Source organism: Streptomyces sp. NPDC041068 (assembly GCF_040647455.1).
Taxonomy (GTDB): Bacteria; Actinomycetota; Actinomycetes; order Streptomycetales; family Streptomycetaceae; genus Streptomyces.
This window is the reverse complement of the sequence record NZ_JBEZCG010000028.1, coordinates 55,499-74,881: the sequence shown is the minus strand read 5'-3', so window position 1 is coordinate 74,881 and position 19,383 is coordinate 55,499. Positions and strand designations below refer to the sequence as shown.

Sequence of the window (19,383 nt, the reverse complement as noted above, 5' to 3'; positions counted from 1 at the left end):
TCCTACTGCTTAATGACGTATCACCCGGCTGGACGGTTCAGCCCAACTCCCCTGTCTCTTCGGGTGGTTCGGGGTGGCCCCTCTGGGCTAGTCCACCTGGGTGGGCAGCGCTGTGCCCCGCGGCCGGGGGCTGCGGGGCACAGGAAGCGCGGGGGTGCCGTCAGGCGGGTGAGCCGAGGAGCGGCGCCGGTGCCAGGCGGTGGTTGAGCATCGGAAGGAGTTCGGCGACGCGGTGCGGGCGGTGGGCCGCGATGCCGGGCGGGGCGGGCGCGAGCGGCACGAGCAGGTCGGTGGCGGCCAGCGGGCCCTCGGCGCCGTCGTCCGTGCAGTCGCGGTGCAGCCAGAGCGTGAGCATGTAGAGCTCCGGCACGGAGAGCAGCCGCGGCTGGCATGCCATCGGCATCGCCTCGGCGTGGCGCAGGGCGCGCTCGGTGGAGGCGATGTAGGGGCCTTCGAAGAAGTGCGAGAAGGCCCAGCCGTCCGGGGTGAGCATCGTGTCGGCCGCGGCGAGCGCGCGATCGCCGGAGCGGATCAGGAAGCGCCAGCCGGAGAGGCGGGTGGGCGCGATGCCCTCGGGAGTGATGCGGTCCAACACATGGACGGGAAGCGGGAGTTCCGGGCTTGCGGGGCCCTGGGCGGCGCGCAGGGACGGGGTGCGTGCCTCGCGTACGGCCGTGGGGGAACCGAGTGCCGCGAGGACGCTGCGCAGGGCGGGCGCGGGAGCCGGGGGGACATGCAGCGGCATGGTGGGTCGCCTCTCTCGTTCGACAGGCACGGTGGAGCGGGGGCAGGTGCGTGACGGCGCTGTCAGCTCTGGGACATCTGGGTCAGAGGGGCGGGGGCCGGGGACCGCGAGCGCCAACTCTCTGCCTAGATTGCGCAGTTTATACGAGACGTGTTCGGACGGTGTTTCGTCTAGACGTGGCCGATATTGCGGGCAAGGCCTTAACAGGCCGTCCTTGTGAGAGTTTTATCCCGATTTCGTGACGGCCCCGCTTCCATGACCTCGGATTACCCGAGACGAGCGGTCGGCCGATTCCCGCCGGTAGTTTTGACCAGGCGCTTCGGAAGGGAATCTTCACCATGCCGCATGCCCGGCGAATGTGCCGGACCGCGACGGTGTCGAGCGTACTCGTCCGCGGGCCCGCGCGGGGCGTTATCGATCACATTGCCTGGGCATCATCCCCCGTACACAGCGGCCGGATCCTTGGCTGCCCGTTCGAGGAGGGACGCTTCGATGGGCGAGAAGGTCGTCGCGGGCACGTTCGACCTGACCGACCGGCACCACTACCGAAGGAAGCTCCGGGAGTGTCTGGCGGGTCTGGAGCGACTGTTGGCCGAGGAGCGCTTCGATCGCCCCAAGAATCTGATGGGCATGGAGATCGAGCTGAATCTCGCCGGGCCCGACGGACTGCCGAGAATGTTGAATGCGCAGGTTCTCGAGCGCATCGCGAGCCGGGATTTCCAGACCGAACTCGGAATGTTCAATCTGGAAGTGAACATTGCCCCGCACCGGCTCGGCGGACGCGTTCTCGACCAGCTCGCCGAAGAGCTGCGCACCGGGCTCAACTATGCCCACAGGAAAGCGAACGAGCTCTCCGCCGGCATTGTCATGATCGGTATTCTGCCGACCCTGAACCGCGCCGACCTCGTCTCCGCGAACCTCTCCGACGTCGACCGCTACGCCCTGCTGAACGACCAGATCGTGGCGGCGCGCGGCGAGCGCTTCGTCCTGGACATCGAGGGCGTGGAGCGGCTCACCTGCACCTCGGCCTCGATAGCGCCCGAGGCGGCGTGCACCTCCGTGCAGTTGCATCTGCAGGTCACGCCCGGCCGGTTCGCCGACGTGTGGAACGCGGCGCAGTCCATCGCCGCGGCCCAGGTCGCCGTGGGCGCCAACGCCCCGTTCCTGTTCGGCCGTGAGCTGTGGCGCGAGTCGCGGCCGCCGCTGTTCCTGCAGTCCACCGACACGCGCCCGCCCGAGCTGCAGGTCCAGGGGGTGCGGCCGCGCACCTGGTTCGGGGAGCGCTGGATCAGCGGGCCGCTCGAACTGTTCGAGGAGAACCTGCGTTACTTCCCCGCGCTGCTGCCGTTGCTGGACGAGGAGAACCCCCTGGGCGTCCTCGATGCGGGCGGAGTGCCGCGGCTCGGTGAACTCGTCCTGCACAACGGCACCGTGTACCGCTGGAACCGCCCGGTGTACGGCATCGCCGACGGCGTCCCGCATCTGCGCGTGGAGAACCGGGTGCTGCCCGCGGGGCCCACCATCACCGACGTCATCGCGAACGCCGCCTTCTATTACGGGTGCGTGCGGGCGCTCGCCGAGGAGGCGCGGCCCGTGTGGTCCCGGCTGCCCTTCGAGGCCGCGGCCCGCAACTTCGACGTCGCGTGCCGGCACGGCATCGACGCCCGGCTGCAGTGGCCGCGGCGCGGCAGGCTCGGCGGTACCGCCGAGGTGGCGGCCGTCGATCTCGTACGCGACGAACTGCTGCCGCTCGCGGCCGCCGGGCTGGACGCGTGGGGCGTGGAGCCCGCCGACCGCGATCTCTACCTCGGGGTGATCGAGGAGCGGTGCCGGCGGCGGGTCAACGGCGCGTCGTGGCAGGCCGCCACCTATCACCGGGCCCTGGAGACCGGGCTCGCCAGGGAGGACGCGCTCGCCGCGACCACCAAGCGGTACTTCGAGCTGATGCACGAAGGGGAGCCGGTGCACACGTGGCCCGTGGGGCTGCCGGAGCCGGCGGTGCCGCTGGGCTGAGGCCTTTGCGGGTGCTCGGCTCCGGGCGGCTCAGCCCTGGTTGCTGCCCGCCTCCATGATGGCCTTGAGGATGACCGCGTGGATCTGCGCCGGGTCGTCGACCTGGTGGCCGGAGCCGCCGGTGGCCTCGGCGATCTGCTGGACCTCGTCCTTGTCCGCGTCCGGGCCGACGGCGATAGCGATGATCGGCACCGGCTTGCCCGGGTCGGAGAGGTCCTCCAGCTGGGAGATGAGGGAGCTGCGGGAGATGCTGCCCGGGTCCTGGTTGGCGCCGTCGGTCAGGATCACCAGGGCGTTGAACCTGCCGCGCGCGTACGAGGAGCAAGCCTCCTTGTAGGCGGCGAGCGTGGTGTCGTACAGACCGGTCGCCCCGCCCGGCACGGGCTGCAGACCGCTGAACGCCTGCGACAGCTTGTCGCGGTGGGTCACGTCGCCCTTGCGGTCGCCGAGTCTCTCGGTGGGCTGCAGCTTGCGGTAGTCGCGGGTGCCGTCGAGTGCCGTGGCGAACTCCCACAGGCCGATCTCGTCCTCGTCGGTGAAGCCCGCGAGGGCCTGCAGCAGTGAGGACTTGGTGACCTCCATGCGGGACTGGTTGCGGCCGGGGACGAACTGGTTCATGGACTCCGACGCGTCGACGACCGTGTTGAGCCGGGCGCTCTGCACCGTGATCGTCCACATGCCCAGGGTCTCCTGGAGCTGCTTGTCCGATGGCGGGTCGGTGGCCTCGGCCGCGTACGGCTGCGGGGTGCGGCCGCCGGCGGCGGTGACGAGCTTGTCGGAGGGCTGGTCGGGGTCGGTCCTGAAGCCGTGGTGGTCAAGGATCTTCTGGCCCTCCGCGTCGCTGAACATCGTCATGAAGCGCAGCGCAGCGCGGCTCATGTCGGTGGACATCTTGTCGTCCTCGACGAGCGTGTACGGATAGTCGAGCCGGGGCGTGCCGTCCTTGGGATAGAACAGGTCGAGGCTGTTCTCCTCGCCCGCCGACGCGTTGTGCCTGAACGCGGCCTGCTCGGAGAGGATCAGCGCCTGATTGCGGCGGGGGTTGCCCTGCTCGGTGCCCGAGCCGTCGCGGGCCAAGGTGTCCAGGAGCTGCCCGTCGCTGTCGGTGGTGCGGGTGGCCAGGGCCTTCGCGATGGAGGCGGCCTGGGTGTCGCCCTCCTTGCCGCCCTGCTTCTGCGCGGACGCGCCCAGTTTGGCGAGGGCGAGCAGCCCGGTCGCGCTGCGCGCGGGGTCGGCCGCGCCGAGGCGCAGCTTCTCGTTCTTCATGGCGGCCGCGGTCAACTCCGGCCAGTCGTACGTCTTCTTGGGCCAGCCCAGCGATTCGGCGGCGGAGGGGACCATGGCGATGCCGACCGGCGACGAGGCGATGTTGCCCGCGGGGGAGATCTTGGTCTGCTTGGTGCCGAGGCCGACGCGCTGCACCCATATGTCGGAGTCCGGCACCCATACGTCGTACTCCGGATCGCCCTTGCCGGAGCGGAGTTCGTCGGCGACCTCGTACGAGTCGCGCGCGGTCACCCGTACGTCGATGCAGTGCCCGTCCGAGGTGATCTCCGTCTCGCGGGCCTCGTCGGCGGCCTCGCGCAGGGCGGGGGCGACAGAGGGGGCGGAGACGACGTCGAGGCGCACCGCGTCGTCCTCGCAGGAGCCACCGAAGGAGAGGACCCCGCTGCGGACGGCTGCCGCCGTGCCTCCAGCGACCACGAGTACGAGAGCCGTGGCGATGGCGACCGTGCGGCCGCGGGCGCGCGGTCGGGGGTCGGGCGCGCCCGTCCCGTACTCATCGGGCAAGCTGTGACGTCCCATGGCGGTGGTGCCCCTCCTTGAGTGATGAAGCAAGGAAAGAGGGGGCGGTTCGCCCGAAATCGGCGTCCGTCCCCCTCGGCCTGTCGCGCACGATCTTCGTAACTTCTTTCGAGACCCTAGCGGGGCGAGGATGGGGATGAGGCGGGATTACTCAACTGGAGGCGCAAGTGCAAGCGGAGCCGGGGCCGATGGCCGGTTCTTTTCCAGCGGGGGGACCCTCGCGGCGGACCCTGAGGGACGAGACGTTGCTCGTGTTGGCCCTCTCGCTCGGGGCGAGCGGAGTGTCCGCGCTGATCAGCTTTGTCGGGTCGGTCACCAAGCCGGGCGGTCTGAAGGACCAGGCGGCCACGATGAACGCCTCGGCCGCGCCGGGGCGACCGTGGCTTGATCTCGCTTGGCAACTGTTCGGAATCGCGAGTGCGTTGGTGCCGGTCGCGCTGGTCGCGCACTTCCTGCTGCGTGAGGGGGCCGGGCTGCGGACGCTCGGTTTCGACCGGACGCGGCCGTGGTCTGACCTGGGGCGCGGGACCGCGATCGCCGCGGTGATCGGCAGCACCGGGATCGCCTTCTATCTGGCGGCCCGCGGGCTCGGCTTCAACCTGACGGTGGTGCCCGAGGCGCTGCCCGACGTGTGGTGGAAGTACCCGGTCCTCGTACTGTCCGCGGTGCAGAACGCGGTCCTCGAGGAAGTGATCGTCGTCGGGTACCTGCTGCGCAGGTTCGGGCAGTTGGGGTGGACGCCGATGGCCGCGCTGGTGGGCAGTTCGGTGCTGCGCGGCTCGTACCACCTGTATCAGGGCATCGGCGGGTTCATCGGGAACATGGCGATGGGCGTGGTCTTCGTGCTGCTCTATCGCAGGTGGGGGCGGGTCGGGCCGCTGGTGGTGGCCCATTCCCTGCTGGATGTCGGGGCGTTCGTCGGGTACGCGCTGCTCGCGGGGAAGGTGGGGTGGCTGCCCACGCCTTAGCGGACAGCCACCCGCGGTCAGGCGAGGAGGCCGCCCTCGATGACCGTGACGGCGTGACCGGTCAGGAGCGTGCGGTCGCCGCGCAGTTGGGTGCGGACCAGGCCGGTGCGGGGCGAGGCCTGCAGACCGGTCAGTTCCGCACGGCCGAGCCGCTCGGACCAGAAGGGGGCGAGGGCCGTGTGCGCGCTGCCCGTCACCGGGTCCTCGTCGATGCCGACGCGCGGGAAGAAGCCGCGCGAGACGAAGTCGTAGCCGCGGGAGGGGTCTTCGGCCGCGGCGGTGGCGATGATGCCGCGTTCGGAGAGCCATACGAGGGCCTTGTGGTCGGGCGTGAGCGCGCGGACCGTCTTCTCGTCGGCGAGCTCGATCAGCAGGTCGCCGAGGTGCGGACCCGTGTCGTACGTGGCCAGCGGCTGGGCGCCGAGGGCCTCGGCGACGCCTTCGGGGGCCTCGGTGGCGGTGAGCGGGGCGGTCGGGAAGTCGAGGGTGAGGGTGCCGTCCTCGTGTGCCGTCGCGGTGAGGATGCCCGCGCGGGTGGCGAAGCGGATCAGACCGGTGGCCGTGCCCGTCGTGTGCAGGACGTGCGCCATGGCCAAAGTGGCATGGCCGCAGAGGTCGACCTCGGTGGCGGGCGTGAACCAGCGCAGCGCCCAGTCGGCGTCGCCGCCCTCGGGCAGGCGGTGGGCGAACGCGGTCTCGGCGTGGTTGACCTCCCTGGCCACGTTCTGCAGCCAGGCGTCGTCGGGGAAGGCGTCGAGGAGGAGGACCCCCGCCGGGTTGCCGGCGAAGGGGCGGTCGGTGAAGGCGTCGACGATGCGGATGCGGTGGGAAGTCGGCATGCCGATGACGGTAGAGGGCCGACTCGGGGATGGGGTAAGGCCAATCGTGGGTTGTTGGACTTGTTTTTGGACTGGTGGGTGGCCTTAGGGGGCGTGGGGTGCTGGTCGCGGGCGGCGGTCAGGGGGGGCGGGAGTGGTGGTCAGAGGGGTGGGGGTGCTGTTCGGCTGGGATTCGTCGGGGATTGCCATCCGAACAGTTCCGATATATCGTTGACGCATCGCGACAGATTCGCGACTGATCAAGGATTGATCGAAGACTGGTCGAGGTCCGAGCGGCCCGACCGAGAAAAACGACGAGTAGCAGTAAGAGGAGTGATCGTCATGCGTTCCCATGGCTTTGAACACGAGCACGGACGCGGCCGCCACGGCGGCGGCCACCAGGGCCGAGAGGGTTTCGGCCGCGAAGGATTCGGCGGCTTCGGGGGATTCGATGGGCGGCGCGGCGCGTTCGGTCCGTTCGGTCCCGGCTTCGGCGGGCCCGGTGGCCCCTGGGGCGGCCGCGGCGGGCGCGGCGGAGGGCCGCGGGGAAGGGCGCGGCGTGGTGACGTGCGCGCGTCGATCCTCGCCCTCCTGAAGGACCGCCCCATGCACGGCTACGAAATGATCCAGGAGATCGCCGAGCGCAGCGGCGGGGCGTGGAAGCCCAGCCCCGGTTCGGTCTACCCGACCCTCCAGCTCCTGGAGGACGAGGGCCTGATCAGCAGCGCGAGCGAGGGCGGCAAGAAGCTCTTCTCGCTGACCGAGGCCGGTGCCGAGGCGGCCGAAGAGGGTCCCGAAGCGCCCTGGGAAGAGGCCGGGCGCGGCGTCGACTGGGACACCCTGAACGAAATCCGGCAGGCCGGTTTCGGTCTGATGGAGGCGTTCGGCCAGGTCTGGAAGACCGGGAGCAAGGAGCAGCGCGAGAAGGCGCTCTCCGTCATCAACGACGCCCGAAAGAAGCTGTACCTGATCCTCGCCGATGAGGACTGAGGTGGTCGGGGCCGACGGCCCCTGCCACAGATGAGGCGCCCCGCACGGATGGTGTGGGGCGCCTCGTTGCCTTCGTCGAGAGGTTGGGGGGCGAGAGGTCGAGCGGTGGGCTCCTCGGTGTCGGGAGCGTCAGGTCACCAGGCCGTCCAGTTTGCGTAGCGACTCGTTCAGGGCGGCGGTCGCCGAGTCCTTCAGCTTGCCCGCCATCAGGGACACGGCCGCGCCGGTGAACTCCCCCTCGATGCGGACCAGGGTGCCGGACCCGTCCGGAGAGAGGCTGTAGCGGGTCCCCACGTTCACGCCCATCGGGCCCTTGCCCGCGATCGCCAGGACGCGGGCGGCCTCCAGTTCCTCGATGGTCCAGTTGACCTCGGCGGGGAAGCCCATCAGCTTCATGTTCTCCACGAAGGTGCCGCCCACCTCCAGGGCGGTGGGGCCGCCCTTGGGAAAGCTGGTGTGCGTGGCGTTCCACTCGCCGTACGAGGCGAAGTCGGTGAGTTGGGCCCAGACCTTCTCGGCGGGTGCCTCGATCCGTGCTTCCGCGCTGACTTCGGCCATGCGGCCACCCCTTCCCGTCGGGTGCTGCGACAGCCGCAGCTACGGTGTCGCGGAACGTAGCCGCAGGGCCTGGAACATTCAATACTGATGAACCGTCAGATGTTGTGGAGGGCCGGGCCTTCGTCGGCCCTGGTGGGGGTGGGGTACTGTTCCCTTGCCCTGCGACCGGCGCAGGCGACGAATGCGGGGAGGTGAGACCCATTACCGCAGTGGCAGGTCGGGTGCTCTCCTCTCGCGACCGCGCGGTTCACCGGGCATAGGTGAGCCGGGGGAGCCCCATCGGGATCCCGGAAGGTTTTCTTCGCATGTCGGTTTCGCCCCTCTCAGGTTTCTCCTCTTTCTCCTCTTTCTCCTCTTCACATCGCTCCTCCGCCGTCACCGCGCTGCGCGCCGCCGGCTGTGTCTTCGCCGAGGACGAGGCGGAGTTGATCCTCTCCACCGCGCGCACCCCCTACGAGCTGGCCGCCATGGTGGAGCGCCGTGCCGGTGGGCTGCCGCTCGAACACGTCCTTGGCTGGGCCGAGTTCCGTGGGCTGCGCATCGCCGTCGACCCGGGGGTCTTCGTGCCGCGCAGGCGCACCGAGTTCCTCGTCGGGCAGGCCGCCGCGCTCGCCGGGGGCGAAGCCGTCGTCGTCGATCTGTGCTGCGGATCCGGGGCACTCGGGGCCGCGCTCGCCGCGGGGCTCGGGCGGGTCGAGCTGTACGCCGCCGACATCGACCCGGCGGCGGTCCGCTGCGCCCGCCGCAACGTCGCCGACGTCGGGGGCGAGGTGTACGAGGGCGACCTCTACGAACCGCTGCCCGGCGCGCTCCGGGGGCGTGTCGACATCCTGCTCGCCAACGTTCCCTACGTCCCCACCGAAGAGGTCGGCCTGCTGCCTGCCGAGGCCCGCGTCCACGAGGCGCTGGTGGCGCTCGACGGCGGTGCGGACGGGCTCGACGTACTGCGACGGGTGACCGAGGAGGCGCCGGTGTGGCTCGCGCCCGGTGGTCATCTGCTGTTCGAGACGAGCGAGGGTCAGGTGCCCGCGGCCGTCGCCGCCGTCGAGCGGGCCGGTCTGGTGGCGCGGGTGGTGGACGACGAGGAGATGTACGCGACGGTCGTCATCGGTACCCCGCCACAGGTGTACGACGGTGAGGCGGGGTAGACGTACGACTAGGTAGCGAAGACCGGAGTTTCGGCTGGGAGGGCCGGGTGCTCGCGTTCGCCGGGGCGTTCGTCGGGGAAGCTCAGCCGACCCGTCGTATCACCGCCGCGTCGAACAGGTCCGACGCCCTCGGGAACGGGCCCTCGTCGTGGCAGTGCCAGGCCTCCCAGAACAGGTCGGCGGGCAGCGCGTCGTCGGGTGCGTACACCCGGTACACGTACTGCCTGCCGTCGATCGCCGGCAGGGCGACCATCCAGCACCCGTTCTCCATGCCTGTGAGGGACGTGTGGCGATGCGTCGCGGTTGCGCACGGGGCGCGGAGCAAGGCGGCGCGCGCCCCCGGTGGAACTTCGGTCAGATCTCATCCGTAAGGAGGACAACCAGCGCGCGGATGCCCAACCTGTGTCGGACGCGGAAATGCTTCCCGCCGCCGATGCATATGCCGCTGGGGGTTGATGTGGTGGGAGATGTGCAGAGCCGTACCCCGCCGGGCGCCGAATCCGGTCCGACCCGAGCTGACCTCGACTCCCGACTCAGCGCAGAGCTGGCGTCGGTGGTCGCCGGCGCGCGCCGGCGTGCCGTGCGGGACGGGGACCGGCAGATCGACACCGCGCACCTGCTCCATTCGCTTCTGGAGAGCGACCCCGAGGTCCGTGCCGTCTTCGAGAGCGGCGCGCACGTGGTGCGGCTCCTCGGCTATCTCGTGCAGCGCAGCATCGGCTACGGCCTCCAGTGGCAGGGCACCGTCGAGGACTCCGGCGCCGTGCCGGTGGTGACGTCCGTGAAGGAGGCCGGCTGGTCGCCCGCCGCCACCACCGCGATGGAGGCGGCCCTGGAGCGCGCCGAACTGCGCGGCGAACCGCGGGCCCTCGGCATGGATCTGCTCGCGGGGCTCGTCGCCGACCCGGACTGCCGCGCCGTCGAGGTCCTCGCGCGGGCCGGGGTCGACGTCTCGACGCTGCTGCACCGCGTGGAGGCGGAGTGCGGGCAGTACGCGTCCGGGAGCCACGGGTACATCGGCGGCCAGGGCGCGGGCCACTGAGTACGGCCCCGGTCAGGGGCCCGGCGTCCGCCCGTTGAGACAGGCGCCATCCGGGGTGACGCTCATGACACTGCCTGCCATGATGTGCCGGTGCGAGCGTCTGACGGGATTCAGGAGAGCCGGGCGAGCCGGGGCGACGCGGGGGCTCAGGGGGAGCGGGGGAGCGGCGGCAAGGGTGTCGGGCTCGGGCTCGCCCTGGTGTCCGCGGTCGCCTTCGGTGGCTCCGGTGTGGCGGCGAAGCCGCTGATCGAAGCGGGACTCGACCCCCTGCACGTGGTGTGGCTGCGGGTCGCGGGCGCCGCCCTGGTGATGCTGCCCGTGGCCTGGCGCCACCGCGGACTGCTGCGGAGCAGGCCCGCGCTGCTCGCCGGGTTCGGCCTCCTCGCCGTCGCGGGCGTCCAGGCCTGCTACTTCGCCGCGCTCTCCCGTATCCCCGTCGGTGTCGCGCTCCTCATCGAGTACCTCGCGCCCGCGCTCGTCCTCGGCTGGGTGCGCTTCGTGCAGCGGCGGCCCGTGACGCGGGCGGCCGCGCTCGGCGTGGTGCTCGCGGTCGGCGGCCTCGCCTGTGTCGTCGAGGTGTGGGCGGGGCTGAGCTTCGACGCGGTGGGTCTGCTGCTCGCGCTCGGGGCCGCCTGCTGCCAGGTCGGCTACTTCGTCCTGTCCGACCAGGGCAGCGACGCGGGCGACGACGCTCCCGATCCGCTCGGCGTCATCGCGTACGGCCTGCTCGTCGGCACCGCCGTGCTGACCGTGGTCGCGCGGCCGTGGGGCATGGACTGGTCGGTGCTCGCGGGCGGTGCGGACCTGGACGGCTCGACCGTTCCCGCCTGGACCCTGCTCGCCTGGATCGTCCTCGTCGCGACCGTCGTCGCGTACGTCACCGGGGTGCTGTCCGTGCGCAGGCTCTCGCCCCAGGTCGCCGGTGTCGTGGCCTGCCTCGAAGCCGTCATCGCCACCGCGCTGGCCTGGGTGATCCTCGGCGAGCACCTCTCGGCGCCGCAGATCGTCGGTGGCGCCGTCGTGCTCGTGGGAGCGTTCATCGCACAGTCGTCGGCGCCGGCGGAGCCTGCGGCGCGGGACGAGATCCCGCGATCCGAAACGGAGTTGTCGCGCAGCGGGAGCCGGTCCTAGGGTGCCGATCATGGTTCCGCACGTGCTCGTTCTCTCGCCGCCGCCCGCCGCTTAGCGCGGGGCGCCCACGCATCATGCCCAGGCCGGTGGCCGGGCCGAGCGGTGCTGCCCGCAGACGGAGTCAGAGATCCTTCTCTTCTGCGGAGAACTCACGTGTCGAATGTTTCTGGTACTTCCAGTACTTCTGTTACTTCCGGTACTCCGGGCACTTCCAGTGCTTCTGGTACTTCCAGTACTCCGGGTACTTCCGGTGCTTCTGGCGTTTCTGGTGTGTCCACCGAGTCACCTGTGTCGGTCGCGCGGGGCCTGTTCTATCTGATCTGCGCCGGGACCGCCTGGGGCACCGCCGGTGCCGCCGCCGCGCTGGTGTTCCGGGCCGGTGACATGGGGCCGGTCAGTCTCTCCTTCTGGCGGTGCGCCGGCGGGTTCGTCCTGCTGCTCGCCGCGCGCCTGGTGCGGCCGCGCCGGGCGACGCCGCGGCCTCGCCGAGTCCGTCGGATCGTGGTGACGGGCGTGGCCCTCGCGGTGTTCCAGACCGCCTACTTCGCGGCCGTCGAGGAGACCGGGCTCGCGGTCGCCACCGTCGTCACCATGGGGTCGGGGCCCGTGCTCATCGCGCTCGGCGCGCGCCTGACCATGGGGGAACGGCTCGGGCGCGGCGGGGCCTTCGCGGTGCTCGGCGCGCTCGCCGGTCTGGTCGTGCTCGTCCTCGGCGACGGCGGCGGCGAGGCTGCCGTGTCGCCCGCGGGCGTCGCCTGGGCGCTCGCGTCGGCGGCCGCGTACGCCGTGATGACGCTGGTCACGCGCTGGTGGGGGCGGGACGGAGGGGCCGACGCGCCCGACACCACGATCTGGTCGTTCGCCGTCGTCTCGCTCTGCCTGTTGCCGCTCGCGGCGGTGGAGGGCCTGATGCCGCACGCCGCCGACCCCGTGCGTGTGGGTGCCTGTCTGCTGTACATCGCCGCCGTGCCGACGGCGCTCGCGTACGCGCTGTACTTTGCGGGGGCGGCCGTCGTGCGGTCCGCGACCGTCTCCGTGATCACGCTGCTCGAGCCGGTGGGCGCCGCCGTCATCGCGGTCGTGCTGCTGGGCGAGGAGCTGACGGCGGCGACCGTGGTGGGCACCGTGCTGATGCTGGCCGCCGTGACAGGTCTTGCGGTCGCGGAGGCGCGTGGTGTGGTGGCGGCGCGGCGGGAAGTGGCCGTGTCGTAGGGGGAGTTGGGGCGGGTGCGCGGCGTTTTCGTGCTGCGCACCCGTGGCTCGGAGCCGTGGTGTGCGTCTGTGGCTCGGAGTCGTGCCGTGCGCCCGTGGTCCGGAGTTGTGTTGCGCCCCGTGGATCAGGCCTCGCGGCGGCGCAGTTGGTGGGTGCGGGCCGATGCGTCCCGGGGCCCGCCCCGCTCGGCGAGGCCCGTGGCGATGCGGTCCTGCACCGCTTCCGGCTTGTGACTCGCGTACTTGAACTTCGCTCGTACGTCGGTGACTTCGAGGCACAGCGCGCGGATGCCGGAGAGCATGCGGCCGTAGGGGGCCTCGCCCACGGCCGCCCGTGCGGACCCCCCTTCCGGCTGGAAGTGGTCGACCTGGCGGTTCAGGAGGTCGGCCTTCTCGTCGGGGTCGTCGACGACGCGGGCGGTGCAGCGGAGCTGGACTGCGGCGTAGAAGCTGGTCGGCACGCCGTGCTCCGAGGGGGTGTCCGAAGCTGCCTGCCAGGGGCCCGGCACGTACACGTAGTCGTCGACGACGCTCAGCAGCACGTCGGGGTCGCTCTCCAGGGCGCGCCACAGAGGGTTGGGGCGCGCTAGATGGGCGAGGACCCGGCCGTGCGGTCCGTGCTCCGCCTCGTACGTGAAGTGGAGGGGCTGGACGTGCGGCGGCTCGCCCGGTAGGCCGTTGACCGCGAGCTGGCCGAAGTCGTGCGCGGCCAGCCACTGTTGCCACTCGGCCTCACTGCGGGGCGCGTCCCAGGGGTGGATCAGCATCACAACTCGACCAGGTAGTCGGGGACTTCGGTGCCGGGCGCCAGGTCGGCGGAGGGGATGAGGGGGTCGTGGCCCTTGCGGAGCGGGACCACGCCCGCCCAGTGCGGGAGGTCCATGTCCTCGGGTTCGTCGTTCGGGCCGCCGGTACGGGCCTTCGCCGACACCTCGGTCAGGTCGAGGCGGATCACGGCGGTCGCCGCGAGCTCCTTGGCGTTGGCGGGACGGGAGTCGGCGGAGCGGCCCGGCACGACGTGGTCGACCAGGGCGTCCAGTGCGGTGCGCTTCTCTTCCGGGTCCGTGACCTGGTGGGCGGTGCCGTGGATCACCACGGAGCGGTAGTTGATCGAGTGGTGGAAGGCCGAGCGGGCCAGGACGAGGCCGTCGACGTGGGTGACGGTCAGGCACACCTGCAGGCCTGGGTCCTCCTCCTGGCCCTGGGTCGATTCCTGGCCCTGGGCGGCGCCCGCCATGCGCAGCGGCCGGGAGCCCGTCGAGCCGTGGACGTAGAGGCGGTTGCCCACCCGTCCATAGAGCGTCGGCAGCACGACGGGGGCGCCGTCGCGCACGAAGCCGAGGTGGCAGACGTACGCCTCGTCGAGTATCGCGTGCACCGTCTCGTGGTCGTACGCGGCGCGTTCCCGCGAGCGGGTGGGGACGGTGCGGTCGGTCGGTGCGTAGGCGGCGCTGTCCGGCGTAGTGGTGTCGGTGGTGGTCGGCGTCGTCTGCATGGCCTCTCCTTGTACTGACTGAACTGAATCGATCTGTGCTGAATTGATCTGTGCTGGACTGGTCTGCGTGCCGCTTGCTGTCGCTATTGCACTAGTGCATAATCTGTTTTGTGCTAGGAGAGTATCCGATCGAAGGTCGGCGCGCAGCGGAGATTGCGGCGAGCGTGGAGCGAGCCGTGGGTGACGGTGGCCTCGAGCCGGGGCAACTGCTGCCGCCCATGCGTGAGTTGGCGGCCCGCCTCGGTGTGAATCCCAATACGGTCGCGGCCGCGTATCGCACGCTGCGCGAGCGTGGGGTCATCGAGACGGCGGGTCGGCGCGGCAGTCGCGTACGTCCGAAGCCCGCCACGACCGCGCGGGAGCTGATGCGGGCGGATGTGCCGCCCGGGGTGCGGGACGTCTCCAAGGGGAACCCCGATCCCGCCCTGCTGCCCGCGCTCACCGAGGCGTTCACGGCCGCCGCGGAGCAGTCCGACGAGGAACCCGTCCTCTACGGAGAGAGCTCCGTCGACCCGGAGCTCGAGCGGTACGCGCGCGTGGCCTTCGACGCGGACGGCATTCCCGCGGGGCCCGTCGCCGTGACCTCCGGATCGCTCGACGCCATCGAGCGGGTGCTCGCCGTCCACCTCAAGCCCGGCGACGCGGTGGCCGTCGAGGACCCGGGCTGGGGAAGTCTCCTCGATCTCGTGCCGGCGCTGGGGCTGCGCGTGGTGCCGGTCGGTGTGGACGACGAGGGGCCGCTGCCGGCCGATGTGGAGCGGGCGCTGGCGGGCGGGGTCCGCGCGGTGGTCGTGACGGACCGTGCGCAGAATCCCTGGGGTGCCGCCGTCACCGCTTCACGCGCGCGTGCCCTGCGGAAGGTGTTCGCCGCGCACATGGATGTGCTGCTCATCGAGGACGACCACGGCCACGGCATCGTCGACCTGCCGCTGCACCCGCTGGCCGGGGTGACGCGCAGCTGGGCCCTGGTCCGCTCGACCGCCAAGGCGTACGGCCCCGACCTGCGGCTCGCCGTGCTCACCGGGGACCCGGTCACCGTCGACCGGCTGCTGGGGCGCCAGCGGCTCGGGCCCGGCTGGGTGAGCCGGCTCGTGCAGCGTGCCGTGGTGCGGCTCTGGGCCGGTGGCGCGGTCGACGCGCGCGTGGTCGCCGCTTCCTACGGGCGACGGCGGGACGCGCTGATCGCGGCGCTGGCCGAGCGGGGCGTGCCCTCGTTCGGGCGCAGCGGCATGAACGTATGGGTGCCGGTGTCCGACGAGACCGGAGCGGTCGCGCGGCTGTTGCACGCCGGGTGGGCCGTCGCTCCGGGGGCGCGGTTCCGGATGAGCGCGCCTCCCGCGGTGCGGATCACCGTGGCCGCGCTCGCCGACGAGGAGATCGTGGCGGTGGCGGACGCCGTGGCCTCGGCGATCGGGCCCGCGCCGGCGCGGCGGTACGACTGACGGGATGGGGCCGGGTCCGGGCGCCCCGCGGGGTCACTTGCCCGCTGGGGCCGTCGATGGGCGCGGCCGGGACTGGGTGAGTGCCGCGCCCGCCAGGACGATCACCGCGCCGACCGGCGTCGACCAGCTCAGGGATTCGCCGAGCAGCGCGACGCCCGCCGCGGTCGCGATGACCGGAATGAAGTACGTGACCATCTGTGCGGTGGTCGGGCCGACCTCGGCGACCAGGGCGTACTGCAACAGGAACGCCAGGCCCGTGCCGAGGGCGCCGAGCGCCACGACCGCCAGCAGCGGGACGACGGGGAAGTGCGTCGGCAGCGAGGTGAACAGCGGTGTCACGACGGCCAGTTCCAGGGTCGCGACGAGCAGCTGGGCGCCGGACAGGGAGAGGTTCGAGTGACCGGAACCGGCCAGGGTGCGGCGTACGTAGATCCAGCCGATCGGGTAGCTCAGCGAGGCGAGCAGGGCCATCGCGGTGCCTCGGAGATCGAGTCCGCTGAAGCCCTGCCAGGCGCCGAGCACCGTGAGCACCCCGAAGAAGCCGATGCCCAGGCCCGCGACGCGGCGCCGGGTCGGCCGGTCCTCGGAGAGCGCGACGAGCGACAGGGCCATGCCCCACAGCGGTGACGTCGCGTTGCAGATTCCGGCGAGCGTGGACGGGATCGTCAGCTCCGCGTACGCGAAGAGCGAGAACGGCAGGGCGTTGAGCAGGAAGGCCGCCACCGTCAGGTGCAGCCAGGTCCGCGTCCCGCGGGGGAGGCGCTCACGCTTCACCACCAGCACGGCGGCGATCACGGCCGTGCCGAACACCAGCCTGCCCAGGGTGACTTGGAAGGGAGCGTACCCCTCCGTGCCCACCTTGATCAGCAGGAAGCTGAAGCCCCAGATCGCGGAGAGGATGCCGAAGCGGATGCGCCAGTCGAGGGTGGGGCGCTTGGGCGCGGCGGTGGCGGCGGTGGGGGTGGCTGTGGTCGCGGCGGTCGCGGTCGCGGGGGCGGGGGGCGTGGTGCGGGACGGCGGGGTGAGGGTGCTCATGCGTCTCACGATGAGGCCTTGCGATCTCTTAGCACAAGCGAGATTTCGTGCCCGGTATCGCGTAGCATCGCTTACATGTCGAACCTGGAGAGCCGATGCTGAACCTGGAGCGCCTGCGCACGCTCGACGCCCTCGCCCGGCACGGCTCGGTCAGCGGTGCCGCCGCGGGGCTGCACGTCACGACGTCGGCGGTCTCGCAGCAGATGACGAAGCTGGAGCGCGAGGTGGGCCAGCAACTCCTCGCCAAGAACGGCCGCGGCGTGCGCCTGACCGACGCGGGGCGCCTGCTCGCCGAGCACGCCGCGCGGATCCTCTCGCAGGTCGAGCTCGCCCAGGCCGACCTGGAGGAGCAGCGCGGCAAGGCGGTCGGGGAGCTGCGGATCTCGGCGTTCCCCACGGCCATGCGCGGCCTGATGCCCGCCACGCTGTCCGCGCTGCGCGCCGACCACCCCGGGCTGCGGGTCGGCTGCCAGGAGCTGGAGCCGACGCCGGCGGTGGCGGCCGTGGTGCGCGGCGACATCGACTTGGCGGTGGTCCTCGACTGGTACAACAAGCCGCTGCCGATCCCGGAAGGCCTGGCCAAGGCCCCGCTCCTCGACGACCCCGCCGATGTCGCGATGCCCGCGGCGCACCCCCTCGCCGACCGTGCCGAGGTGGACCTGGAGGAGTTCGCGGAGGACGAGTGGATCGCCTGGGCCGAGGGCGAGTTCTGCCATGAGTGGCTGATGTTCACGCTCCGCGGCAAGGGCATCGAGCCGCGCATCGCGCACCGCGCCGAGGAACACCACACCCAGCTCGCTCTCGTCGCCGCCGGTCTCGGGGTGTGCGTGGCACCGCAGTTGGGCCGCGACCCGATGCCCCCGGGGGTGCGTACGGTGCCGGTGCGGCATCGGGTGCGGCGCCATGTGTACGTGGTGTGGCGAGCGGACGCGGATCGCCGCCCGTCGATCCGGGCGGCCGTGGAAGCGCTGCAGGCGGCGGGGGCGGGGCTTCGGTAGTCGGCGGCGGTCGGACTCAGGGGGCAGGGGGCAGGGCCTGCCTCCGCAGTGATTCAGGGCCTGCTTCCTCGGAGGCGCGTTTCGGGCAGGCGGCGGGCGGGCGCCCCCCCCGAAAGCCGGCCACGCACGGCTTCGGGGGTCTGCCCCCCGAAGGCCGGCCACGCACGGCTTCGTCAGGCGTCGCGCAGGGAAGCCGTCACGCCGTCGCCAGTTTGCGGAAGTCCCAGGACGCCACCGCGTCCGGTGTCAGGCGGGCCCAGGCGTGGCGGCCGTCGTGCGGCATCTCGGGCAGGCCGAAGTTCTTGCGGGCGAACAGCCGCTCAGGGGCGTCGAGTTCGGGGCACATCTCGCCCGTGCGCGGTGCCTCGCCGACGAACTCCACGGTGCCTGACAGCTCGACGCCGCGCAGCTCGCCGTACTCCTCACCGGCGTCCACCACCACCGCGATCCTGCCGTCCTTGCGCAGGTCGGCCCAGCGCTTGCTGCGGGTGATCGAGTACAGCCACAGCGAGGTGCCGTCCCAGGCGAACCAGAGCGTGCTGACGTGCGGGGCGCCGTCGGGGGACACGGTCGCCACCCGGCAGGTGCGCTCCGTGGCGAGGAACGCGTCGAGCTCTTCCGGCGTCATCATGATCCTGCGGCCCCGGCGTTGAGTGACGGCCATGTGTGGTCCTCCCGAGTGGCATCCCCGTGTCCGGCTGCGCCGGCCCGACTGTCTGACTGTGCGTCAGGAGAAGGATGGGGGGTCTTCCTTCGTGGCGCAATGGTCGTTAGCCTCGCGCGAATTCCGGGCGCCGACCGTCCCGGAGCACCGACCGTCCCGGACGTCCGCGACAGGGGGAGCCATGCCGTCGTACGAACAGCTCAGGGAACTCCTCGACCCCACCACCACCGTCCTGCTCACCGTCGAGTGCCAACAGGGCGTCGTGGGCACCGAGAGCGCGCTGCCCGAACTCGCCCAGGAGGCAAGGGCGTCGGGAGCCCTCGCCAATGTCGCGCGGCTGGTGTCCGCGGCCCACGGGAGTGGCGTCCAGGTGCTGCACGCCGTCGCCGAGCGGCGGCCCGACGGGCGCGGGGCCAACCACAACGCACGCCTCTTCCGCGCCGCCGCCCGCCTGCCCGTGCAGCAGCTCTCGGGCACCACCGCCGTACGGATCGCGCCGCCGATCGAGGTGGCCGAGGAGGACTTCGTCGTACGCCGTCTGCACGGCCTCTCGCCCCTCGCGGGCACCGATGTCGACCCTCTGCTGCGCAACCTGGGCTGCCGCACGCTGCTGGTCACGGGCGTCTCGGCCAACGTCGCGATACCGAACGCGGTGTTCGACGCCGTGAACCTCGGCTACACCGCCTGCGTGCCCGCCGACGCCATCGCGGGAGTGCCCGCCGACTACACACCCGCCATGGTCCGCAACACCCTCGCGCTCGTCGCCACCGTCACCACGACCCAGGACGTGCTCGGCGCCTGGAAGCGGGCGGGCCGCGCGGATTAGGTCAGCTTGATCGAGCCGCCCGTCACGGTGATGTCGGCCGCGGGCAGTGGCTGCGGCGCGGGGCCGCCGCGCACGCTGCCGTCGGCGATGTCGAACTTGCTGCCGTGGCAGGGGCAGTTGACCGTGCCGCCCTCGACGCTCGTCACCGGGCACTGCTTGTGGGTGCAGCGGTTGGAGAACGCCTTGAACTCGCCCTCGGTGGGCTGGGTGACCACCACCTCCTGATCCTTGAAGATCTTGCCGCCGCCCACGGGGACGTCCGACGTCTTGGCCAGCACGGTCCCGCCCGCACCGCCGCCGTCGCCGGGCGACTGCGCGCCCGCGGGTTCGGAGGTGTCCTTGTCGTCGCCACCGCCGCCGCAGGCGGTGAGGGCGGCGGCGAGGCCCGCGGCACCGATCGTGGCCACGACGGTACGGCGGCAGGGCGCGGAGACGGTCTCGTCGGCGGAGACGGTCTCTTCAGAAGTCGTCATGTCCAGAGGTACGGAGCCG

Annotated in this window: 20 protein-coding genes; 10 read left to right on the top strand and 10 right to left on the bottom strand. The window is 71.6% G+C overall.

Annotated features, from left to right (window positions below; all coding sequences use genetic code 11):
• Positions 1-160: 160 nt before the first annotated feature.
• Positions 161-745, bottom strand: coding sequence for a hypothetical protein (locus AB0B50_RS41525; protein WP_362342242.1), 585 nt, complete (start codon positions 743-745; stop codon positions 161-163).
• A gap of 492 nt (positions 746-1,237) precedes the next feature.
• Here AB0B50_RS41525 and AB0B50_RS41520 point away from each other — a divergent pair, with 492 nt between their 5' ends.
• Complete coding sequence (locus AB0B50_RS41520; RefSeq protein WP_362342240.1) at positions 1,238-2,758, top strand: glutamate--cysteine ligase; 1,521 nt, start codon at positions 1,238-1,240, stop codon at positions 2,756-2,758.
• A gap of 30 nt (positions 2,759-2,788) precedes the next feature.
• On the opposite strand, the gene AB0B50_RS41515 is transcribed toward AB0B50_RS41520, so the two are convergent.
• Positions 2,789-4,564, bottom strand: coding sequence for a substrate-binding and VWA domain-containing protein (locus tag AB0B50_RS41515; protein ID WP_362342237.1), 1,776 nt, complete (start codon positions 4,562-4,564; stop codon positions 2,789-2,791).
• Positions 4,565-4,731: 167 nt separating this feature from the next.
• Between AB0B50_RS41515 and AB0B50_RS41510 the strand changes: the two genes are divergently transcribed.
• A complete protein-coding gene (locus tag AB0B50_RS41510; RefSeq protein WP_362342234.1) occupies positions 4,732-5,532 on the top strand; it encodes a type II CAAX endopeptidase family protein in 801 nt (266 codons plus the stop codon).
• 17 nt (positions 5,533-5,549) lie between these two features.
• Here AB0B50_RS41510 and AB0B50_RS41505 read toward each other — a convergent pair whose 3' ends face one another.
• Positions 5,550-6,371 carry a PhzF family phenazine biosynthesis protein gene (locus AB0B50_RS41505; RefSeq protein ID WP_362342232.1) on the bottom strand — a complete coding sequence of 274 codons (822 nt, stop codon included), beginning with the start codon at positions 6,369-6,371 and terminating at the stop codon, positions 5,550-5,552.
• A gap of 321 nt (positions 6,372-6,692) precedes the next feature.
• Between AB0B50_RS41505 and AB0B50_RS41500 the strand changes: the two genes are divergently transcribed.
• Positions 6,693-7,340, top strand: a complete 648-nt coding sequence (locus AB0B50_RS41500; protein WP_362342229.1) for a PadR family transcriptional regulator — start codon at positions 6,693-6,695, stop codon at positions 7,338-7,340.
• 129 nt (positions 7,341-7,469) lie between these two features.
• On the opposite strand, the gene AB0B50_RS41495 is transcribed toward AB0B50_RS41500, so the two are convergent.
• A complete protein-coding gene (locus AB0B50_RS41495; protein WP_362342226.1) occupies positions 7,470-7,898 on the bottom strand; it encodes an SRPBCC family protein in 429 nt (142 codons plus the stop codon).
• Between the two features lie 305 nt (positions 7,899-8,203).
• Here AB0B50_RS41495 and AB0B50_RS41490 point away from each other — a divergent pair, with 305 nt between their 5' ends.
• Complete coding sequence (locus AB0B50_RS41490; protein ID WP_362342224.1) at positions 8,204-9,046, top strand: putative protein N(5)-glutamine methyltransferase; 843 nt, start codon at positions 8,204-8,206, stop codon at positions 9,044-9,046.
• Positions 9,047-9,128: 82 nt separating this feature from the next.
• Here AB0B50_RS41490 and AB0B50_RS41485 read toward each other — a convergent pair whose 3' ends face one another.
• Positions 9,129-9,317, bottom strand: a complete 189-nt coding sequence (locus AB0B50_RS41485; RefSeq protein ID WP_362342221.1) for a hypothetical protein — start codon at positions 9,315-9,317, stop codon at positions 9,129-9,131.
• A gap of 189 nt (positions 9,318-9,506) precedes the next feature.
• Here AB0B50_RS41485 and AB0B50_RS41480 point away from each other — a divergent pair, with 189 nt between their 5' ends.
• From AB0B50_RS41480 to AB0B50_RS41470, 3 genes are all read left to right on the top strand, one after another.
• Positions 9,507-10,088: a Clp protease N-terminal domain-containing protein gene (locus tag AB0B50_RS41480; protein WP_362342218.1), complete on the top strand. Its 582-nt coding sequence runs from the start codon at positions 9,507-9,509 to the stop codon at positions 10,086-10,088.
• Positions 10,089-10,196: 108 nt separating this feature from the next.
• Positions 10,197-11,219, top strand: coding sequence for an EamA family transporter (locus AB0B50_RS41475; RefSeq protein WP_362342279.1), 1,023 nt, complete (start codon positions 10,197-10,199; stop codon positions 11,217-11,219).
• 270 nt (positions 11,220-11,489) lie between these two features.
• Complete coding sequence (locus tag AB0B50_RS41470) at positions 11,490-12,431, top strand: EamA family transporter (protein WP_362342216.1); 942 nt, start codon at positions 11,490-11,492, stop codon at positions 12,429-12,431.
• Between the two features lie 125 nt (positions 12,432-12,556).
• On the opposite strand, the gene AB0B50_RS41465 is transcribed toward AB0B50_RS41470, so the two are convergent.
• Both AB0B50_RS41465 and AB0B50_RS41460 read right to left on the bottom strand, forming a co-directional pair.
• Entirely contained in the window at positions 12,557-13,198 is a 642-nt protein-coding gene (locus AB0B50_RS41465) for an FMN-binding negative transcriptional regulator (protein WP_362342214.1), read from the bottom strand.
• Entirely contained in the window at positions 13,198-13,926 is a 729-nt protein-coding gene (locus AB0B50_RS41460; protein ID WP_362342211.1) for a pyridoxamine 5'-phosphate oxidase family protein, read from the bottom strand. The genes AB0B50_RS41465 and AB0B50_RS41460 overlap by 1 nt, the downstream gene beginning before the upstream one ends.
• 110 nt (positions 13,927-14,036) lie before the next feature.
• On the opposite strand from AB0B50_RS41460, the gene AB0B50_RS41455 reads away from it, so the two are divergent.
• Entirely contained in the window at positions 14,037-15,368 is a 1,332-nt protein-coding gene (locus tag AB0B50_RS41455) for an aminotransferase class I/II-fold pyridoxal phosphate-dependent enzyme (protein WP_362342208.1), read from the top strand.
• 33 nt (positions 15,369-15,401) lie between these two features.
• Here the strand turns inward: AB0B50_RS41455 and AB0B50_RS41450 are convergent, their stop codons facing one another.
• Positions 15,402-16,403 carry a DMT family transporter gene (locus AB0B50_RS41450; RefSeq protein WP_362342205.1) on the bottom strand — a complete coding sequence of 334 codons (1,002 nt, stop codon included), beginning with the start codon at positions 16,401-16,403 and terminating at the stop codon, positions 15,402-15,404.
• Positions 16,404-16,498: 95 nt separating this feature from the next.
• On the opposite strand from AB0B50_RS41450, the gene AB0B50_RS41445 reads away from it, so the two are divergent.
• The gene (locus AB0B50_RS41445) at positions 16,499-17,401 is read left to right on the top strand and encodes a LysR family transcriptional regulator (protein WP_362342203.1); all 903 of its coding nucleotides are present in this window, start codon (positions 16,499-16,501) and stop codon (positions 17,399-17,401) included.
• A gap of 196 nt (positions 17,402-17,597) precedes the next feature.
• Here AB0B50_RS41445 and AB0B50_RS41440 read toward each other — a convergent pair whose 3' ends face one another.
• Positions 17,598-18,065 carry a pyridoxamine 5'-phosphate oxidase family protein gene (locus AB0B50_RS41440; protein WP_362342200.1) on the bottom strand — a complete coding sequence of 156 codons (468 nt, stop codon included), beginning with the start codon at positions 18,063-18,065 and terminating at the stop codon, positions 17,598-17,600.
• Positions 18,066-18,246: 181 nt separating this feature from the next.
• On the opposite strand from AB0B50_RS41440, the gene AB0B50_RS41435 reads away from it, so the two are divergent.
• Positions 18,247-18,891 carry a cysteine hydrolase gene (locus AB0B50_RS41435; RefSeq protein WP_362342197.1) on the top strand — a complete coding sequence of 215 codons (645 nt, stop codon included), beginning with the start codon at positions 18,247-18,249 and terminating at the stop codon, positions 18,889-18,891.
• On the opposite strand, the gene AB0B50_RS41430 is transcribed toward AB0B50_RS41435, so the two are convergent.
• On the bottom strand, positions 18,888-19,364 hold the full coding sequence (locus tag AB0B50_RS41430) for a Rieske (2Fe-2S) protein (RefSeq protein WP_362342195.1): 477 nt from the start codon (positions 19,362-19,364) through the stop codon (positions 18,888-18,890). The genes AB0B50_RS41435 and AB0B50_RS41430 overlap by 4 nt on opposite strands.
• Between the last annotated feature and the right edge of the window lie 19 nt (positions 19,365-19,383).

Bases quoted from the DNA above. Each gene is read 5' to 3' on its own strand.
- AB0B50_RS41525 (WP_362342242.1), bottom strand. From the start codon at position 745: ATGCCGCTGCATGTCCCCCCGGCTCCCGCGCCCGCCCTGCGCAGCGTC.
- AB0B50_RS41520 (WP_362342240.1), top strand. From the start codon at position 1,238: ATGGGCGAGAAGGTCGTCGCGGGCACGTTCGACCTGACCGACCGGCAC.
- AB0B50_RS41515 (WP_362342237.1), bottom strand. From the start codon at position 4,564: ATGGGACGTCACAGCTTGCCCGATGAGTACGGGACGGGCGCGCCCGAC.
- AB0B50_RS41505 (WP_362342232.1), bottom strand. From the start codon at position 6,371: ATGCCGACTTCCCACCGCATCCGCATCGTCGACGCCTTCACCGACCGC.
- AB0B50_RS41500 (WP_362342229.1), top strand. From the start codon at position 6,693: ATGCGTTCCCATGGCTTTGAACACGAGCACGGACGCGGCCGCCACGGC.
- AB0B50_RS41495 (WP_362342226.1), bottom strand. From the start codon at position 7,898: ATGGCCGAAGTCAGCGCGGAAGCACGGATCGAGGCACCCGCCGAGAAG.
- AB0B50_RS41490 (WP_362342224.1), top strand. From the start codon at position 8,204: ATGTCGGTTTCGCCCCTCTCAGGTTTCTCCTCTTTCTCCTCTTTCTCC.
- AB0B50_RS41485 (WP_362342221.1), bottom strand. From the start codon at position 9,317: ATGGAGAACGGGTGCTGGATGGTCGCCCTGCCGGCGATCGACGGCAGG.
- AB0B50_RS41465 (WP_362342214.1), bottom strand. From the start codon at position 13,198: ATGCTGATCCACCCCTGGGACGCGCCCCGCAGTGAGGCCGAGTGGCAA.
- AB0B50_RS41460 (WP_362342211.1), bottom strand. From the start codon at position 13,926: ATGCAGACGACGCCGACCACCACCGACACCACTACGCCGGACAGCGCC.
- AB0B50_RS41450 (WP_362342205.1), bottom strand. From the start codon at position 16,403: ATGAGCACCCTCACCCCGCCGTCCCGCACCACGCCCCCCGCCCCCGCG.
- AB0B50_RS41445 (WP_362342203.1), top strand. From the start codon at position 16,499: ATGCTGAACCTGGAGCGCCTGCGCACGCTCGACGCCCTCGCCCGGCAC.
- AB0B50_RS41440 (WP_362342200.1), bottom strand. From the start codon at position 18,065: ATGGCCGTCACTCAACGCCGGGGCCGCAGGATCATGATGACGCCGGAA.
- AB0B50_RS41435 (WP_362342197.1), top strand. From the start codon at position 18,247: ATGCCGTCGTACGAACAGCTCAGGGAACTCCTCGACCCCACCACCACC.
- AB0B50_RS41430 (WP_362342195.1), bottom strand. From the start codon at position 19,364: ATGACGACTTCTGAAGAGACCGTCTCCGCCGACGAGACCGTCTCCGCG.